Annotated in this window: 19 protein-coding genes and 2 other annotated features; of the genes, 4 read left to right on the top strand and 15 right to left on the bottom strand. The window is 38.2% G+C overall.

What is annotated here, in order from left to right; translation table 11 throughout:
• The first annotated feature begins 32 nt into the window (after positions 1 to 32).
• On the top strand, positions 33 to 623 hold the full coding sequence (locus tag QUG14_RS28170; RefSeq protein ID WP_289344262.1) for a YhcN/YlaJ family sporulation lipoprotein: 591 nt from the start codon (positions 33 to 35) through the stop codon (positions 621 to 623).
• A 41-nt stretch (positions 624 to 664) separates the two neighbouring features.
• On the opposite strand, the gene QUG14_RS28165 is transcribed toward QUG14_RS28170, so the two are convergent.
• Complete coding sequence (locus QUG14_RS28165) at positions 665 to 1,255, bottom strand: GNAT family N-acetyltransferase (protein ID WP_289343760.1); 591 nt, start codon at positions 1,253 to 1,255, stop codon at positions 665 to 667.
• 52 nt (positions 1,256 to 1,307) lie between these two features.
• The gene (locus tag QUG14_RS28160; RefSeq protein ID WP_289343759.1) at positions 1,308 to 1,514 is read right to left on the bottom strand and encodes a DUF6501 family protein; all 207 of its coding nucleotides are present in this window, start codon (positions 1,512 to 1,514) and stop codon (positions 1,308 to 1,310) included.
• A gap of 217 nt (positions 1,515 to 1,731) precedes the next feature.
• Here QUG14_RS28160 and sda point away from each other — a divergent pair, with 217 nt between their 5' ends.
• Positions 1,732 to 1,857: a sporulation histidine kinase inhibitor Sda gene (sda, locus tag QUG14_RS28155; RefSeq protein ID WP_370576429.1), complete on the top strand. Its 126-nt coding sequence runs from the start codon at positions 1,732 to 1,734 to the stop codon at positions 1,855 to 1,857.
• Positions 1,858 to 1,947: 90 nt separating this feature from the next.
• Here sda and QUG14_RS28150 read toward each other — a convergent pair whose 3' ends face one another.
• The 9 genes from QUG14_RS28150 to trpE all read right to left on the bottom strand — a co-directional run bounded on the left by QUG14_RS28150 (position 1,948) and on the right by trpE (position 10,519).
• Positions 1,948 to 2,187 (bottom strand): hypothetical protein, encoded by a 240-nt coding sequence (locus QUG14_RS28150; RefSeq protein ID WP_289343758.1) that lies wholly within the window; start codon positions 2,185 to 2,187, stop codon positions 1,948 to 1,950.
• Between the two features lie 137 nt (positions 2,188 to 2,324).
• A complete protein-coding gene (gene mnmH / locus QUG14_RS28145; protein ID WP_289343757.1) occupies positions 2,325 to 3,404 on the bottom strand; it encodes a tRNA 2-selenouridine(34) synthase MnmH in 1,080 nt (359 codons plus the stop codon).
• Between the two features lie 210 nt (positions 3,405 to 3,614).
• Positions 3,615 to 4,007 (bottom strand): hypothetical protein, encoded by a 393-nt coding sequence (locus QUG14_RS28140; protein ID WP_289343756.1) that lies wholly within the window; start codon positions 4,005 to 4,007, stop codon positions 3,615 to 3,617.
• A 127-nt stretch (positions 4,008 to 4,134) separates the two neighbouring features.
• Positions 4,135 to 4,920 carry a tryptophan synthase subunit alpha gene (gene trpA / locus QUG14_RS28135; protein ID WP_289343755.1) on the bottom strand — a complete coding sequence of 262 codons (786 nt, stop codon included), beginning with the start codon at positions 4,918 to 4,920 and terminating at the stop codon, positions 4,135 to 4,137.
• Positions 4,920 to 6,122, bottom strand: a complete 1,203-nt coding sequence (gene trpB / locus QUG14_RS28130; RefSeq protein WP_289343754.1) for a tryptophan synthase subunit beta — start codon at positions 6,120 to 6,122, stop codon at positions 4,920 to 4,922. Before trpB ends, trpA begins: the two co-directional genes overlap by 1 nt.
• On the bottom strand, positions 6,097 to 7,530 hold the full coding sequence (gene trpCF / locus QUG14_RS28125) for a bifunctional indole-3-glycerol-phosphate synthase TrpC/phosphoribosylanthranilate isomerase TrpF (protein ID WP_289343753.1): 1,434 nt from the start codon (positions 7,528 to 7,530) through the stop codon (positions 6,097 to 6,099). The genes trpB and trpCF overlap by 26 nt, the downstream gene beginning before the upstream one ends.
• A 1-nt stretch (position 7,531) precedes the next feature.
• The gene (gene trpD / locus QUG14_RS28120; RefSeq protein ID WP_289343752.1) at positions 7,532 to 8,557 is read right to left on the bottom strand and encodes an anthranilate phosphoribosyltransferase; all 1,026 of its coding nucleotides are present in this window, start codon (positions 8,555 to 8,557) and stop codon (positions 7,532 to 7,534) included.
• Positions 8,529 to 9,140, bottom strand: coding sequence for an anthranilate synthase component II (locus QUG14_RS28115; protein ID WP_289343751.1), 612 nt, complete (start codon positions 9,138 to 9,140; stop codon positions 8,529 to 8,531). Before QUG14_RS28115 ends, trpD begins: the two co-directional genes overlap by 29 nt.
• Positions 9,137 to 10,519 carry an anthranilate synthase component I gene (gene trpE, locus QUG14_RS28110; RefSeq protein ID WP_289343750.1) on the bottom strand — a complete coding sequence of 461 codons (1,383 nt, stop codon included), beginning with the start codon at positions 10,517 to 10,519 and terminating at the stop codon, positions 9,137 to 9,139. The genes QUG14_RS28115 and trpE overlap by 4 nt, the downstream gene beginning before the upstream one ends.
• Positions 10,520 to 10,588: 69 nt before the next feature.
• Positions 10,589 to 10,840 (bottom strand) — a binding site (T-box leader).
• A gap of 34 nt (positions 10,841 to 10,874) precedes the next feature.
• Positions 10,875 to 11,128 (bottom strand) — a binding site (T-box leader).
• 175 nt (positions 11,129 to 11,303) lie between these two features.
• Here trpE and bcbE point away from each other — a divergent pair.
• Positions 11,304 to 12,587 carry a bacillibactin exporter BcbE gene (gene bcbE, locus QUG14_RS28105; RefSeq protein WP_289343749.1) on the top strand — a complete coding sequence of 428 codons (1,284 nt, stop codon included), beginning with the start codon at positions 11,304 to 11,306 and terminating at the stop codon, positions 12,585 to 12,587.
• Positions 12,588 to 12,632: 45 nt separating this feature from the next.
• Here bcbE and QUG14_RS28100 read toward each other — a convergent pair whose 3' ends face one another.
• The 4 genes from QUG14_RS28100 to QUG14_RS28085 form a co-directional block, all read right to left on the bottom strand.
• On the bottom strand, positions 12,633 to 12,758 hold the full coding sequence (locus QUG14_RS28100; RefSeq protein ID WP_289343748.1) for a hypothetical protein: 126 nt from the start codon (positions 12,756 to 12,758) through the stop codon (positions 12,633 to 12,635).
• A gap of 80 nt (positions 12,759 to 12,838) precedes the next feature.
• A complete protein-coding gene (locus QUG14_RS28095; protein ID WP_289343747.1) occupies positions 12,839 to 13,741 on the bottom strand; it encodes a 4Fe-4S binding protein in 903 nt (300 codons plus the stop codon).
• 33 nt (positions 13,742 to 13,774) lie between these two features.
• A complete protein-coding gene (locus QUG14_RS28090) occupies positions 13,775 to 14,365 on the bottom strand; it encodes a DMSO/selenate family reductase complex B subunit (protein ID WP_353961096.1) in 591 nt (196 codons plus the stop codon).
• Between the two features lie 3 nt (positions 14,366 to 14,368).
• Positions 14,369 to 16,762, bottom strand: a complete 2,394-nt coding sequence (locus QUG14_RS28085; protein ID WP_289343745.1) for a DMSO/selenate family reductase complex A subunit — start codon at positions 16,760 to 16,762, stop codon at positions 14,369 to 14,371.
• Positions 16,763 to 17,029: 267 nt separating this feature from the next.
• On the opposite strand from QUG14_RS28085, the gene QUG14_RS28080 reads away from it, so the two are divergent.
• Positions 17,030 to 17,314 (top strand): DUF6509 family protein, encoded by a 285-nt coding sequence (locus tag QUG14_RS28080; RefSeq protein ID WP_289343744.1) that lies wholly within the window; start codon positions 17,030 to 17,032, stop codon positions 17,312 to 17,314.
• Positions 17,315 to 17,323: the final 9 nt, after the last annotated feature.

Genomic DNA, 17,323 nt, shown 5'->3' with positions numbered 1-17,323 from the left:
TGAATACGTTCGACAAAGGAGAGTACATATTGATGAAAAAACGTAATCTTTTTTTTCCTTCGCTTATATTAAGCCTTGTATTAACAGGATGTGCTCAAAATAATGGTAATAATGAATTTGCACATCGGAATCAAAATGGTGCCGATCTTGCACGTGTAAATTATACTCCAAAACAAGGTGGGCCAGCTATGACCACCAATGACATTAGTGATCCTGGCTTGGATGTGGAACAAAACCGTAAAGTTAACCATGGTGCTGCTAATGTTAATAACACTGGTACCACTAGAGCCAGAATACAAGTAGCCGACTACGCAGCCCAAAAGGTAACTGCAATGCCCCAGGTAGACAAAGCTACTATTATTGTCGCTGATAACAATGCTTATGTGGCTGTTAAACTGAAGAATTCAAATCAAAATGGTTTATCAGAAGAGTTGGAGCATAAAATCTTTCGGAAAGTTAAATCATCAGATGACCAAATTGACAATGTCTACATTTCAACAAATCAGGCATTCTATAAACGCATGAATACGTATGTTAGGGATAGTCGGAATGGAAATAGTAATGACAACTTCCAACAAGACTTTTCCAACACGATTCGACGTGTATTTCCAGACGCAAAATAAATTCATGAAAATCAGCCAGGCTTTAAGTGCCTGGCTTTGGTTTATTTTAAACTCAATTTTATTTCTAATTCCTTTTTTACTGTTTCCCATTCCTCATTAAGGATACTAAAGTAAACTGTATCACGAACATAGCCGCCAGATATTTTTCGATCCTTCCGCAACGTTCCCTCCTTGACAGCCCCTATTCGTTCAATCGCTTTCTGAGAACGGAGGTTTCGGGAATCTGTTTTAAGTTGAATTCTTCTAAAGTTCCAACTTTCAAATGCATGTTGTAGAAGCAGGTATTTACATTCAGTGTTTACTCTAGTTCTCCAGGAATCGGGATGATACCAAGTCGACCCAATTTCTAAGCTCCTATGTTCAGGTAAAATATCAAGGTACCGAGTACTTCCAATGATTTGGTCCTCCTGATTAACTACTGTAAATGTATAGTCTGTACCCAGTTCTCTTTTCTGAATAGAAGAAGCTATCATCTGCACCATTTCTTCTTTACTTCTTACAGTAGTAGCCATATAGGTCCATATTTCATCAGGTCTAGCTGCCTCCCATAATCCCTCTAAATGGTCGAAACTAATTGGTACTAATCTGACCATTTCCCCTCTTAACTCAAAAAGCTCATTCCACATCTGCATAACCTTATTCCCCCGTAATTTAATTAAAAAAAGAGACTGCAGGCATGGCCCATCAGTCTACATTTTGAAAATATTCTTTGTAAAACCCGCCAATCTTGCCGGTATTGTCAATAATATAATAGAACTCATCCGTTTCATTTTTAACATCATAAGTTTTTCCAGCAGTTAATGCGTTATTTACAATGTATTTTTTTGCATCCGTATGAACACATTTTACCTTTTTTACTGTTTCACGTTCACGCCATGTTAAATGAATCATTCTTACACCTTTCCTTTCCGTTAAATAACTATTCCTAAGTATAATCAAACGTTCCACTCTAGTGCAACTAAATTTTCCTTAGAACTTTTGAAGGATTTTGTGTTTTAAGTATGACAAATATGTGAAAAAGGTTCTCAAATGATTAGAAAACGATTACAATAGTAAAAACTGAATATTCAATCCACTATTCCGAGGGAGGCTTGCAAAGTTGAAAATAATGAGTAACGAGCTGTTGGTTGTAACGTATCGGGATGCTTTAAAATCTGGAAAGGAAAAAGAATGGATAAAGATTTTAAAAGATGAAATAAAACGTCGTGGATTGAGGCCATTTAAAAATCGATAAGCTTTCGACATGTATTAAGAACCGCCAACTCTGGCGGTTTTTTTATGCAAAAAAATAAAAGGCCAGAGTCCGGCCTCAAGGTTTAAATCGTTATAAGAAACCCTTAGTTAGCTCAAAAAGTTTTGTTGTAACCAGTGGTTTTTTTCTTTTTTCATGGATGGACGAGTCTATATTTTCTTTTACCTCGCTTGGTAATTCACTGTGACCACAATTTAGGCACGTTTGGATGGCAGGACTTCCTTTGAACACGTCAATACCATCTACCGTTGTAAAGGCAACATGTTCCTGACAATCAACTAAGCGGTGATGGTAAATTCTTGACTCTCTCATTACAAAGCTTCCTTTCTATTATAGATTATACTTCTATTATAATCTGTCATAGGAAGAAATAGTTGTGGAATTATTTAGAATTTTCGTTCATTCGTTGCAATTTAATGAATTTACAAGAAGTTTTCCCAATACTGGCTTTATATCTGGCCTTCATAAACCTTTTTCTTTTTTAATAAAAGCTTATCAATTTCAGCCATTACCTTCATACTTGCATCCATAGAATCATCAGCATAAATGTCAATGAACATTCCATCATATTCAAGAGTAGCATGGTCATAGCGTGGATCGTAATAATATTCTAATAAAATACCAATCATTTCTTGGTATTCCTTATTTTCTACCTTATGAACTAATGCCTTTTTCATCTCAATATCTTTTATCCTTCTTAGAATTTTTTCCATTCCAATCGAGATCTGCTCGTGATACCACGGTTCATTTTGAAAAGGTATGACATATTCATTTACTAGTTGTTTAACTCTTTGTTTTAAAGGGGTATGAATATAGATATTAATGCCCTTCATTTTTTTATCCATCATTTCTTCAGGCTGAACAACTTTCCCAATCCGTTTACTTTCCGCTTCCATAATAAAATGAGAAGATCCTTGAATTTCTTGAAGTCCTTTATACAAAAGTGAATCAAAGGTCTTTTGGTTATTGCCCTCACCAAGCCCAATCGTACCAAAAATGGAGCCTCGATGTGCAGCCATTTCTTCAAGATCTAGAGTTGGATAACCACGTAGTTTTAAATTTTTTAATACTTCTGTCTTCCCTACTCCGGTTAATCCATGCAATACAATTGCCTTTTCTGGAAACATCGTTGGGATTTGCTGAAGAATATATTGTCGGTATGCCTTATAGCCGCCGGATAGCCGCATCGCATAAATACCTGCGAATTCTAGGAATGTTACTACTGCTTTACTTCGCATTCCACCACGCCAACAATGAATCACTAAATCTTCTCCATTTGTCATGGCTTCTTTAATTTGATTTAGGAGGGCTGGAATCTTTGGTGAAACAAACTCCATTGCTTTCCACTTTGCTGTAGCTTGTCCTTCATGTTTATAGATAGTTCCGATAATCTCTCGCTCTTCATCAGTAAACAAAGGAATGTTAATTGCGTCTGGAATTGCACCATCCTTAAACTCAATAGGTGAGCGGATATCAATGATGATAGGATTCTTTATCGTTTGTAATTCCTCAACTGTAATATCCCTCATATAGAATAACACCTCTTTTTTCTATCAATTGGTATGAACTATTTGTTAAAACAAACAAAACTTCCAAGATTGGAAGTTTATTATCTAATAAATTAAGGGAAATCCCTCATACAGTTAATTTGAAAGAATTCAGTAAAAGTATAGTCTAATTATATAAGAGATATACGAGGGTATCAAGAAGACATTCCTGCCAATTGGATAGGAATTGTTTTATCGGAAGGGTATACCTGTTAAATTTTCAACGGCAAGACAAAATGAATTCCAATCTGGTGGAAAACATTCAATTCCTTCACTCTCATAAACTTTGTCTTTAGTATTCACTTTTATTGACCAATATTTCCCCTCAAGAATAATCCCTTCTTCCTTACGATAAGAGGGTTCCCATTCCCAAATTCTCATGGAATAGATATCTTTTTTAAAATCCTCAACACTTCCGATAGATATACTCCCTAGATTGCTAAATGGGTGTATAACATCTTTGTTTCTCCATTCAAAGACAGTAAATGTATTCCTAAAAAAATCAACGTGCACCTTATAGCAGATACCGGAAAAACCATCAATACCTGCAATTAATGAGTTGATTGTTTCCTTTACCTTCATCATACATTCCTCATCCTAACTACCCAACCTTTATCTGTTAACAAAATTATAGTAAATAAATTTTCGTGCTGCTGTAACAAATGACACTGGTTGAAAAAAAAATCCACTCGCAGCGAGCAGATTTTTTTCCTTACCTAATGTTTTTTTCTGGCTTAAGAACAGACATAAAGCTTTCTAAACCAGTTAAATCGCTTTTATGGAATAAATCGACAATTTTACTTCCGACAATAACACCATCACAATGCGGGATTAAATCTTGAATTTGTTTTTCGTTTGAAATTCCAAACCCAGCCACAACGGGTATGGGGCTAACTTCCTTCACCTTCTTTAAAAATTCTACCACTTCTAGATCAAATTCTTTCCTCGTCCCCGTTATCCCTTTTACGGTAACAGTATATAAAAAGCCCCTTCCTCTACTCGCAATTTCTTTAATTCGCTCCTTAGGAGACGTTAACGTTACAAGCCGAATTAATTCAACGCCAACCTCTGAAAGTTCTGCTGTCAACAAGTCTTCTTCTTCAATCGGGAGATCAGGAATAATACAGCCGTCTACTCCGGCCTTTGCAATATCGTTAGCAAATGCAGTAATTCCATATGAATAGATTGGATTAAGGTAGGTCATAAGTACTATAGGAACAGAAACTTTATTTCTTGCCTTTGCAATCTCTGAAATTATCCCTTTTAATGAGGTTCCATTTTGAAGAGCTCTAATACCTGCCTCTTGAATGGTCGGACCATCCGCAACAGGATCAGAAAAAGGAACCCCTACTTCAATGAGTGTTGCGCCATATTGTTCCAAAGTAATAAGACGATCAGCTAGGACATTCAGTCCTCCGTCTCCCGCCATAATATAGGGAATGAAAGCCTTCCGATTCTGTTCATTTAAGACTCCAAATGATTGTTCAATTCTATTCATTATGACCTCTCCCTTCCTAATACCTCTTTAACAGCTGTTACGTCTTTATCACCACGACCAGACAAACAAATAACAATATGCTCTGTTTCCTTCATTTCAGCAGCAAGTTTAACAGCAAAACTTACGGCATGGGCACTTTCAAGAGCAGGTATGATGCCTTCTAGTTTTGATAATAGCTGAAAGGCTTCAAGAGCTTCTTTATCAGTTATCGAGCGATATTTCGCTCTTCCACTGTCTTTCAAATAGCTATGTTCTGGCCCTACGCCAGGATAATCCAGCCCAGCTGAAATGGAATGTGCTTCAATGATTTGTCCATCATTGTCCTGTAATAAATACATTAGTGCTCCATGTAGAACCCCTGGTCTTCCTTTTGTAAGTGAAGCTGCATGGAAATTTGTATCTGTTCCTTGCCCTGCTGCTTCTACACCATAAAGGCTGACCTCTTTATCCTCAATAAATGGATGGAACATTCCAATGGCATTGCTGCCACCACCAATACATGCAACTACGACGTCTGGAAGTTTCCCTTCTTTTGCCAAAAACTGTTTTTTCGTTTCTTTGCCAATGACACTTTGGAAATCCCTTACCATGACTGGAAATGGATGTGGTCCCATAACAGAACCTAAAAGATAATGTGTATCCTCCACATGTTCAACCCAGTAGCGTAAAGCTTCATTTACCGCATCCTTTAGGGTTGAGCTGCCTGAGGTCACACTAACAACCTTTGCTCCTAGAAGCTCCATGCGGAACACATTTAGGGCCTGACGTTTGATATCTTCCTCTCCCATAAAGATAATGCATTCAAGATTTAGTAAGGCACAAACTGTTGCCGTTGCAACACCATGTTGTCCAGCTCCGGTTTCTGCCACAATTTTCCTTTTACCCATTCTCACAGCTAACAAGGCCTGACCAATTGCATTATTAATTTTGTGAGCACCCGTATGATTCAGATCCTCTCTTTTAAGATAAATTTGTGCACCGCCAGCGTATTTTGTGAGATTTTTTGCAAAATAAAGAGGTGTCTCCCTTCCTACATATTCCGAAAGGTACTCATTAATTTCTGCTTGGAAACTTGGGTCCTCTTTCGCAATTTTATAGGCTTCATCCAGTTCAAGAACAGCTTTCATAAGTGTTTCTGGTACAAATCTTCCCCCATAAATACCAAATTGCCCTTTTTCATTTGGCAGTGTATATGTTTTCATGTCCTGCTCCTCCTGTTTGGCTCCCTTTAGCCTTATTAATAAATGATTGGATTTTGTCCAGATCCTTTTTTCCATCTGTTTCCACACCACTGCTTACATCGACCATAAATGGTTGAATCTGCTTTATCGCTTCTTCCACATTATCTTCATGCAGTCCGCCAGCGAGGATAACTTTTTTACCCTTTAGATCCTTTGCAGTTATGCTTTTCCAATCAAACGATAAACCATTTCCGCCTCTGTATTTCCCTTTTGGCCCATCGAGCAGGATGTATTCGCAAGAATAATTCTCTATTGTTTTCAAACTCTGCTCGTCGTGTATACTTATCGCTTTAATTATCGGAAACGATAATGAATCACAAAATGCTGGAGTTTCATCACCATGTAATTGGACGTGCGTTAGGCCAACACTCGAAGCTATTTCCTCTATCTTTTCTTTGGATTCATTAACAAAAACACCAACCTTAAACACCTCTTTTGGGAGATGTAAAGCAATGTCCTTTGCCTTAGTTACATCAATCTTGCGTTTGCTTTCTGCAAATACAAAACCAATGGCGTCTGCACCATAATCAACTGCGGCTAAAGCGGCGGTAAGGTCTGTAATTCCACAAATTTTTACCTTCATTTTTTCATCGCGCAAGCATAGTGGCAACTTGAAATCATCAAAGGATTTAGATAAGTTTGGACTCTTCATGAGAGCTTCTCCAACCAAAATAGCATTGGCGCCTGCACTTCTTACCCTCTCTACATCTGCTTTGTGGTGTATTCCACTTTCACTGATAAGGAAGGCACCTGCACCCTTGATGGATTTTGCCAAATCTTCCGTTGCCTCTAGTGAAACTTCGAAAGTCTTCAAATCACGATTATTTACGCCAATTAGTTGGGCTCCTAATTTGAGTGCCTTTTCTAATTCATTTTGATTATGAACTTCCACTAACACCTCTATATCTAAGCTTCTCGCATATTGATACAATTTGCTTAGGGTATCTTCATCTAAAGCTGCTACAATTAATAAAATTAAATCCGCTCCACTTCCTGCCGCCATGTCAATTTGGCAGCTATCAATAATAAAATCCTTGCAGAGGATAGGCAAATCTACCACCTCTCTCACAGCTCGTAAATCCGCGAATGAGCCTTTAAAAAAGGTTGAATCGGTTAGAACCGATATCGCAGAGGCACCTGCTTGCTCATATTGTGCTGCCTGCTCTGCCGGTTCCACTCCATTATTGATAATACCTTTCGACGGAGAAGCTCGTTTAAATTCGGAGATAATGGCTATTTCTTTAGCATTCTGTAATTTTTCGATAAAAGATCTTTTAGGCTTGGCTTCTATTTTTATTAAATTTCCTTCGCGAAGTTTTTTGACCTCTATACGTTTTTCATGAATGATACGGTCTAATATGGTTTCCACTTTATATCGCCTCTCTTTGTCCTTTTCGTGTCATTTTAATTAAGCCTTGTAATTTTTCATAGGCAGCGCCTGAGTCAATAACTTCCCTAGCGATGTTAATACCATCGGCAATGTTTTCTGCTCTCCCGCTTGTATAAATTCCAATACCTGCATTCAATAGGACTGTATCTCGGCATGCACCCTTTTCACCTAAGAGGACGCTTTTTAGAATCACTGCATTTTCTTTGGAATCTCCACCCTTTATAGCACTGTTATCATATTGCGGAAGTCCCACTTCGTCAGGTACAAAACTTTGGCTGGATATAACACCATCTTCTACTAGTGTGAGATAGTTCTCTCCTTGCAACGAAGCCTCATCCATAAAGCCTGCACCGTTGATCACTACTGCCCGCTTGCGCCCAAGATTTTGTAAGACTTCCGCAAACACTGGAAGTAAGTCCCTACGATAGACACCCAGTAATTGATAATCTAAATCGATAGGATTGGTTAACGGACCTATAAAGTTGAAAATCGTTGGGATCTTCAGTTGTCTTCTTACCGTCATTACCTTCTTAAGTTTTGGATGTACATGAGGTGCGAATAAGAATGCAATGCCAAGCTCATCGAGTATCTCTTCAGTTCGTTCAACAGATAAATTTAAGTTAATTCCCAAATATTCGAGAACATCCGCACTACCAGTCTTACTTGATATGCTCCTGTTTCCATGTTTTGCCACAGGGATGCCAGCACCAGCAATTACAAAGGCTGAGGTGGTACTAACATTAAAACTCGAAGAGCCGTCCCCGCCTGTGCCACAATTATCTAGAACATTGGGGAATCTTTTTTGAAAGGGAAGCGTGTTCTCCTTTAGACCTTTAACGATGCCGGTGATTTCTTCCACTGTTTCTCCTTTTGACTTTAACCCCATTAAGAAGGCAGCAATTTCACTTTCTGAAATTTCTTCCCCTAGTAATAAGTCCATTGCCTCCATCATTTGTGGCTCAGAAAAAGATTCACCTTCAGCTAATTGGAGTAATAATTTCTTCATTCCTCATCTTCCCTTCTATTTCAGTTAAGAAATTTTGGAGCATTTGCTTGCCATAAGGTGTACCGATTGATTCAGGGTGAAACTGTAGTCCGAATACTGGATAATATCGATGTTTAATAGCCATTACCACTTGGTCATCAAGTGACTGCGCCACACATTCCAAATCGGATGAAAGTGTATCCTTATCCACTACTAAGGAATGATAGCGCATTACCTCTAATGGAGATGTCAAATAAGTAAAGATTCCGTTGCCGTTATGTGTGATTTGCGATGTTTTTCCATGTTTAATAAAATTTGCTCTCCTTATTTCACTGCCAAATGCGGCACCAATTGCTTGATGTCCTAAACAGATACCAAGTATAGGAATTTCCTGATATAAATTTTGAATCACTTCGATACAAATACCAGCATCTTCTGGTTTCCCTGGTCCTGGTGATAGGATGATTGCCTTTGGATTCATTTCCTTTATTTGCTTAATAGTAAGTTGATTATTTCTAAAAACCGTTACCGTTTCTCCTAATTCACCTAAGTACTGGTAAAGGTTGAATGTAAAAGAGTCAAAATTATCAATTAATAGAATCATTGCTCTCCCTCCAAAAAGGCTTTTAATTTATTTATGGTTTCTTCATATTCTGACTCTGGATTAGAGTCATGGACAATTCCTGCACCTGCCTGAATATAAGCAGTGCCATCTTTCAAAATCATCGTGCGAATTGCTAAGGCAAAATCAATATTTCCGTTGGCTGATAAATAACCAATTGCACCGGAATAAAGTCCTCGTTTAGATTTTTCTAATTTATTTATAATTTCCATCGCCCTTATTTTCGGTGCCCCGGAGACAGTTCCAGCTGGCAGGCAAGCCGCAAGGGCATCAAGATTGCTATGTTCTTCTGTTAACGTTCCACTTACTTCTGAGACAAGATGGATGACATGTCGGAACTTTTCAATCTGCATGTATTTATCGACTGTGACAGACCCAAATTCACAAACCCTGCCTAGATCATTACGACCAAGGTCGACAAGCATTTTATGCTCTGCTAATTCCTTTTCGTCACTTTTCAATTCTTTTTCAATCAGAGAATCCTCTTCTGCTGTCTTCCCTCTTCTTTTTGTACCAGCGATAGGATTCGCGAACACCTGTGAACCTCTTGTTTTTATTAGGCTCTCTGGAGAAGAACCAATTACGGTGTATCCATCGAAATCAATATAAAACATATATGGAGTTGGGTTATGTGCACGGTGCTTGCGATAAAGTGATAAGGGTGAACCATGGAATGAAGACTTCATTCTTCTTGAAAGGACCACCTGAAAAATATCACCTGCTTTTATATGCTCTTTGGCAATGTCTACATTTTCAATAAATTCTTCTTTTGATGTTTCCGACTGGAAACCTGCAAATTGGAAAGGGGTATCTTCTCGGTAAATCTCAGGCCGCTTTAGCTCTTCCATTCTTTGTTCCAGCCTTTTTTCAAGTAGTTCACTATCTTGATCCTCTGTAAGCGAAAGGCCGCAAATCGTAATTTTTTCTTCAAGATGATCAAAAACAATTACTTCCTCATAAAACATTAAATGAACGTCGGGCATTTCTAATCCATTTGGAAATTCTTCTCCAATGAGTTCAAATTGACGGATGATGTCATAACCAACATACCCGACTGCTCCTCCAATAAACGGAAAAGGTGCTTCATCAATTTTTGGGAGCAAAGTTTTCATTATTTCTAATGGATTACCTTTAATAACCTTTTTTTCACCATTTCGATATCGTATTTCATTTGTATCCCCTGTGGAGATAAGTTCAAAAGCAGGGTCAGAACCAATTAATGAATAGCGCCCTGAGTCATGGTATTTATGTGAACTTTCCAATAAGAATTTTTTATCACCGCTAATTTTCTGCAAAATGGAAATAGGAGTGAATGTATCCCCCTTTAATTTCTTTAGTAGAAAAGCATTTTTCGTTTTCATGTGCCATACATCCCTTCGTAAATAAATAAAAAAAATCGTCCTCTATATGCATAAATAGCCTTTATGCATATAGAGGACGATTCTAGAAACCGTGGTGCCACCTCCATTTGAAGCCGCGTTAAACGGCTTCCTCTTTCAGATACGCAAACTTTGAAAGTCTGATATCCTATCCTTTTAACGGCGGAACTCCGTGTTGCCCTACTAAGGTTCAGGCAACCTCTCACAAGTCCATTCCACAAATCCATTCTTACCGGGCTCTCACCATCCCCGACTCTCTAAAAAGAATTAAATAAGTGTACTCCTCTTGTTCAACGATTTCATTTATTTGGTTAAAAACAAACAGGGCCCTCCATCCAAAAAGGACGGAAGACCCGTGGTGCCACCTTCATTAGCCAAAAATCGGCTCACTTTACCGATATCGAAGCAATAGTATACTTGAATATCTGCCTCTTTTAACGATGAGGATTTCGCCAAAGCCTACTGACCCTATAGGAGGTTCGGTTTGGTAGCTCCGAAGTCCATTCACTAATACGTCTACACTGATTTCCACCAACCATCAGCTCTCTAAAAGAATCCGTAAAAGTTACTACTCTTCATCAATGCCTTCTATTATTGATTTTTATATTATACACTTTTAAAACCATTGTCAACATTAATTTTTAGAAAATTCAATTTTAAAAGGTTTTCTTTATTCCATTTAAAGGATTTTTATTTATAATTAATTTGAAATGAAGATGTCAATATTAACGTTAGCACATCATTTTGAAGGCGGGATAGAAGAATAATGGATCATATTGAAAAGTTATGCCCGAGTTCAGAGGCTGTGAGTAAAAAAACCTCTTCAGCTGGAAAGAAGAAAAAATCAGATGAAGTATCTAAACAAAAGTGGGCGATACTCTCACTTTCATCCATTCCGTTGGTGATGACCTTAGGGAATTCCATGTTAATTCCTGTACTTCCCTCAATGGAAAAAAAATTATCAATATCCTCCTTTCAAACGAGTATGGTCATTACTGTATATTCGATTGTTGCAATCTTCTTGATCCCGGTCGCTGGCTACCTATCTGACCATATCGGTAGAAAAAAAGTAATCATTCCAAGTCTCATCATAGCTGGACTTGGCGGTTTATTATCCGGGTGGGCAGCTTGGAAGCTGGATAATGCTTATTGGCTGATATTAGTAGGTCGTGCCCTTCAAGGAGTAGGAGCAGCTGGTGCTGCCCCAATTGTGCTTCCTTTGGTTGGTGACATGTTCAAAAATGATGATGAGGTTAGCAGCTGTCTTGGTTTAATTGAAACATCCAATACGTTTGGAAAGGTTCTAAGCCCGATTTTAGGCGCAGTGTTAGCCGGATTTATCTGGTTTTTACCATTTTTTTCCTTTCCGGTATTTTGTACGATTTCAGTCATCATGGTCATGCTTCTCGTTAAGTGTCCGGAACCATCAAAACCAGTTCCATTTAAACAATTTTTCATAAATGTAAAGAAAACCTTTACAGAAAAAGGAAAATGGTTATACGCTATCTTTTTTATTGGCGGCATCCTGATGTTAATTCTTTTTGGTATCTTATTTTATCTATCAGAAATTTTTGAAACCAAGTATGGAATAAAGGATATTAAAAAAGGGCTATTTTTGGCGTTACCTCTCGGGGCGCTTTGTTTATCTTCCTTTATTGCCGGAAAGGTGATTAAGGAAAATAAAGTCCTAATGAAATGGCTTATTTTCGGCGGTATCATTGCATCAGCACTAGCGATTTTGGCGCTATGGTTCTCGATAAAACTTTGGTTTATGCTTAGCATGTTTTTAATAGCAGGCGTAGGTATAGGTATTGGACTTCCATGTCTTGATGCCTTAATTACTGCAGGTATTGAAAAGGAAGAGCGCGGGACCATCTCTTCCATCTACAGTTCGATGAGATTTATCGGAGTCGCAGCCGGCCCTCCGATTATTGCACTGTTAATGAAACAAGCTACTTATTGGATTTTCATTACGCTTAGCGGACTCAGTATCATTGCTGCATTCGTTGCTTTGATTGCAATAAAACCAGGAGCTAAAAGTCAAAGCTAGAAATAAGCGCTGGGAATTCCCAGCGCTTTCATTAATTGGTCTATATTATGTGCGAGGCTTTTCCTTTTTTGCCTTTTTGTTTTGAGGTGTCATTTCATTGGCAAATTCGGAATTCGTTAAACTCTTTGCTGTTTGAAGACCAGATTTTGTCTTAATATTTCGTTTCGTCACTATTCTCACCACCACTCATTAAGATGGCTATAATTTATCCAAATGAAACATATTCTATGATGGTGATAAGATGATTTTTTCTAATAGGGACTTAACCAATTAGGATCACGATTAACACAAACATGACATTGCTCTTTTTCATAATCAAAGGTGTAGAAGGTATGGCCACAATCTATGCAAGCCTTCAGGTGAACATTTTCTAGATTATCGCCTTTTCTTTTAATATCAGGTATAATCTCAATCGCATTTTCCGGGCAAACAACTGCACAATTTGTACAGTCCACACATTTTTCATTTTCGATCGATAACGTACTGCCCTTGATAGTAAATACGTTTTCAGGACAAATTGTAAAGCATGTCTGACAGAGTGTACATTGCTCCTTTTTTAAACCAACAGAGTAAAATTGATAGTCTGGGTAGTACTTCGTTAACTTCCAATCATCGCTCTCAATCTTCCAAGCTGCAGGTGCCAAACCTTTTGCTAGTTGTTTTCCTTCCTTTTGAAAGGAGCCAAAGAAAGCTCTTCTAGATAACATTTCATCCTTGTTCTTTGGGACAACTTCAATTGGATTTTCTTCCAGCACTATTAAATGGTTATTTGATTGGGATATCACAGTTTTCCATTCTTCGTTTAATGGTTGGTGTGAAATTTGAATGGATGCCATCCCTCTTTTTTTATAAATTAGTAATTCTTTTATTGACGGCACATAATTCAGGTCAAAGACTAAACTTCCACCATCAAAAACCCGATTACTTACTATACCCTCTATAGCAGACAATGGACAAGCAATCATACACTCACCACACATCGTACACTTATTTGCATCAATGATGAGGTGATTTTCCATTACTATAATTGCTTCGTGCTCACACTTTTCCTTACAGTAGCTGCATTCTGACTTCCTGTTTCGCTCTCTAACACATTTAGCGGAAACTTTCATTTCTTCATGCAGGCTCTCTAGCCAATTTACGAGGATAGACATCTCTAATCACCAACTCATTTATTGAAGTCTTTTTTAACCTATCTTTGCGTCGCGATGAGGCGTTATGACAATGTTTGGATTAGTAATAGCCGGGCTTGGCATTCCCTTAATTTGGCTAATACTTCCGTATCTTTTTCTAAGTTCTTCGATTGGACCAAATTCAATTGCTCCCAATGGACAAGTTGCGACACAAACAGGATCTTCTCCTTTTTCCTGGAGATCCATACAAAAATTACATTTGTTTGATTTAAATGTTTCTTTGTTATATTGCGGTCCACCGTAAGGGCATGCACTTACACATAATTGTGCACCGGCACAAATCTCCTGATCGATACTAACTATTCCATCTTCCTCCCGTTTTACAATCGCACCAGTTGGACAGCTTTTTAGACAAGCAGGTTGTTTACAATGATTACAGGCAATCGAAAAGTAGTACGACTTAACATTATGAAGTATTCCGCCATTAGGCTGCTGCATATAAGAACCTTCTTCTTTCGTATAAACCCTGCGAAAGTTTATCCCTACTTCTGTATTATTTTTATCTTTACAAGCCACACTGCAAGCCTTACAACCTTGGCAGATACTTTGATTGATATAAAACCCTATTTGACCCAAGATAGTCACTCCTTATGCTTTTTTCACTTCAACAAGATTCGTTAATTGGGGATTTGATTTTGCTAATGGTGTCGGCCGCTGTGACGTTAACACGTTTACTGACCCCCTTTGGTCCGTACCCGCTTTGTCAGGAGTATACCAGGCACCTTGAGGAATTCCTGCAACCCCTGGAGTAATCCGTGTTGTCACCTTCACATCAATTACTAAGCTTCCTCGATCATTAAATACTTGAACCCTATCTCCATCCTTAATCCCGCGCTTCTCGGCATCTTTAGGATTCAACCACATTTCTTGCTTTGCCGCTTCCTCCATCCAAGGCATATTATCGTAGGTTGAATGGCATCTTCGCTTATAATGCCAACTAATCAACTGTAATGGAAACTTCTCGATTAGTGGATCTTCTGGACCTTCCCATGAAGATATATATTTTGCAATCGCTGGAATCTCCCCATGCTGATTCAGATCCCAAAGTGTCTTGGAGAATAATTCAATTTTGCCTGAGGGTGTTTCAAAAGGGTTGTTCTCTAGATCATCTATTTGAGCCTTAAATCCAACTAGAGGTTCATCGAATTTAAAATGGTGGACACCTTTCTCACAAAATTCCTCAAATGTCGGGAAGTGTGGATCGAGCTCTGTCCGTGTTCGTTCAACGCTTTCTTTGACCAAATCGAGAATCGTTCTACCCTCAGTAAATTGTTCCTTGACCCCTAACTTATCTGCCACCTCAGTAAAAACATCATATTCATTGCGACATTCATAAAGTGGATCAATTGTTTTATCACCAAAAACGACGTAATCACCAAAACACCAAGGCACCCCAATATCATAGCGTTCAAAAAAGGTTGTTCCAGGTAGAAGGATATCCGCATATTTAGCACTTGGAGTCATAAAAAGATCACTGACACAAATGAATTCCACTTTGCTTTCATCTTCTAAAAGGCTAGTTGTTTTATTAATATCAGAATGTTGGTTAACGAGCATATTGCCTGCCATATTAAAAATCATTTTGATATTCGTTGTAAGTTTATCCGTTCCTTGTAGTCCATCTGCTTCAGTCATCTCGGTGCCATGTTCGACTGCTTTTGTCCATAAGAAGCATGGGATGGAAGACTCTACTGGGTTTTCCACTTTAAATGGATAAACAATATCCGCCCTGCTCCAATAGCCCGTTCCTGCTGCCCAACCACCCAGTTTGCCAACATTTCCTGTAATACATGCAAGTTGAGCACCACCGCGCATAAATTGCTCACCATATGCCTGCCTTTGTGCAGCCCAGCCTTGAATAAGTGCTGCAGGCTTTATTGTTGCGTAGTTTCTAGCAATTTCACGGATTTTTTCAGCTGGGACCCCACAAATCTTTTCTGCCCACTCAGGTGTTTTAGCCACCCCATCTTTTTCACCCAATAGATAACTTTTCACAGATTCTTCCTTCGCTGCCCCTTCAGGCATATGGTCACCATCAAAGCCAACACAGTACTTATCAAGGAATTCTTGATCATGTAATTTTTCAGTTATTATCACATACCCCATTGCATCCATCATCGCATTATCTGTTGTTGGCTTAATGGGGATCCACTCATCAGCGAATGCAATGGCAGTATCTGTATAACGAGGGTCAATTAAGATAATTTTTGCTCCGTTTTTCTTTGCTTGCATTAAATAATCACGATACGGTGTCGAGAAAATCATCTCAGATGGATTTTGTCCCCAAAGGATTATGTATTTAGAATGTAATAAGGAATCAAAACTACTGCCCGAATTGTTTGTTCCATACGTATAAGGCGTTGCAACATTCCCTGCCCCAGAACTATAGTCATTTCGATAGTTCAAGTAACCGCCGGTGAGTGCTAATACCTTCCTTGCCGAGTTCCTGCCGCCATGAAGTCCCCAGCTCTGTCCAGAGGCGTAATTAACATATCTTGACTCCGGACCATATGTTTCACCAATTCGTTTTATTTCTGAGGCAATGGTTTCAATCGCTTCCTCCCATGAAATCCTTTCAAATTTTCCTTCACCACGTTTGCCGACACGTTTCATCGGATACTTAAGGCGGTCTGGATGATACAATAAGTTCCGATAGTTTCGCCCACGAACACACGCTCTAAGTGGTGGAATTGAAGGATCTCCGCTAACAGTCGTGTCTGTCGCTACCCGTACTACTACTCCATCCTTAACATATGCCTTAATGACACAGCGTCCTCCACAGTTATTAATACTGCACGTCGAAACGACTTTATCCCACTCGCTTGCACTTGCTACATTGTCTTCTTTTTGCTTATCTATTAACAATTTAGTACCCACACCACCAGCGATAACTGGAACACCAAGTGCTCCCGACCATTTCAAAAATGTTCTACGCTGCATTTTATTAGCCAATAAATTCTTAACAGGGCTGTCTTTAGACATTGATAAATGCCTCCTCTATCATTTATTGTGAAATTATTCACAAATATAAAGTGCAATTTTCGCCAACAATATATCTCGTGCTCCTTATACTTCAATTTTACTTTAAAGTTATTAAATAAATATTAAATTTCAGAGTGTTCACATTTAATTCATAAAAATTATCCATATTTTGATAACAAATTAAATCGAATCGTGTCATTTATTTCTAATTAAGCACGAAATATGTATATAATATAAAGGAAGATTATTTTGCAAAGGATGATTTAATTGAATATTACTGGTCATACAGTTGAGAAACTTGTAGATCCATTTGGTTTATTAAGCGGTGACCGCTATGAATTTTTTCTTGAACTGGATGTAGAGGAAGAGGATGAACTCTATTCAGATAAAGGAATTGGGATAAGAGTACTTTTTGTAGTCGATGACAATGGACCTAGAATCTCTAACTATCATCTTTATGAAAGAGGAAGTGAAAAGGTTTTAGATTTTGAGTTGGAAGAAGATGAGGAATTGTTAGTATTTAATTATTGTAAGGAAAACATTAATTCATAACAAAAAGCA

This window comes from Neobacillus sp. CF12, assembly GCF_030348765.1.
Lineage (GTDB): Bacteria > Bacillota > Bacilli > Bacillales > Cytobacillaceae > Neobacillus.
This window is presented reverse-complemented; position numbering and strand designations above follow the sequence as displayed.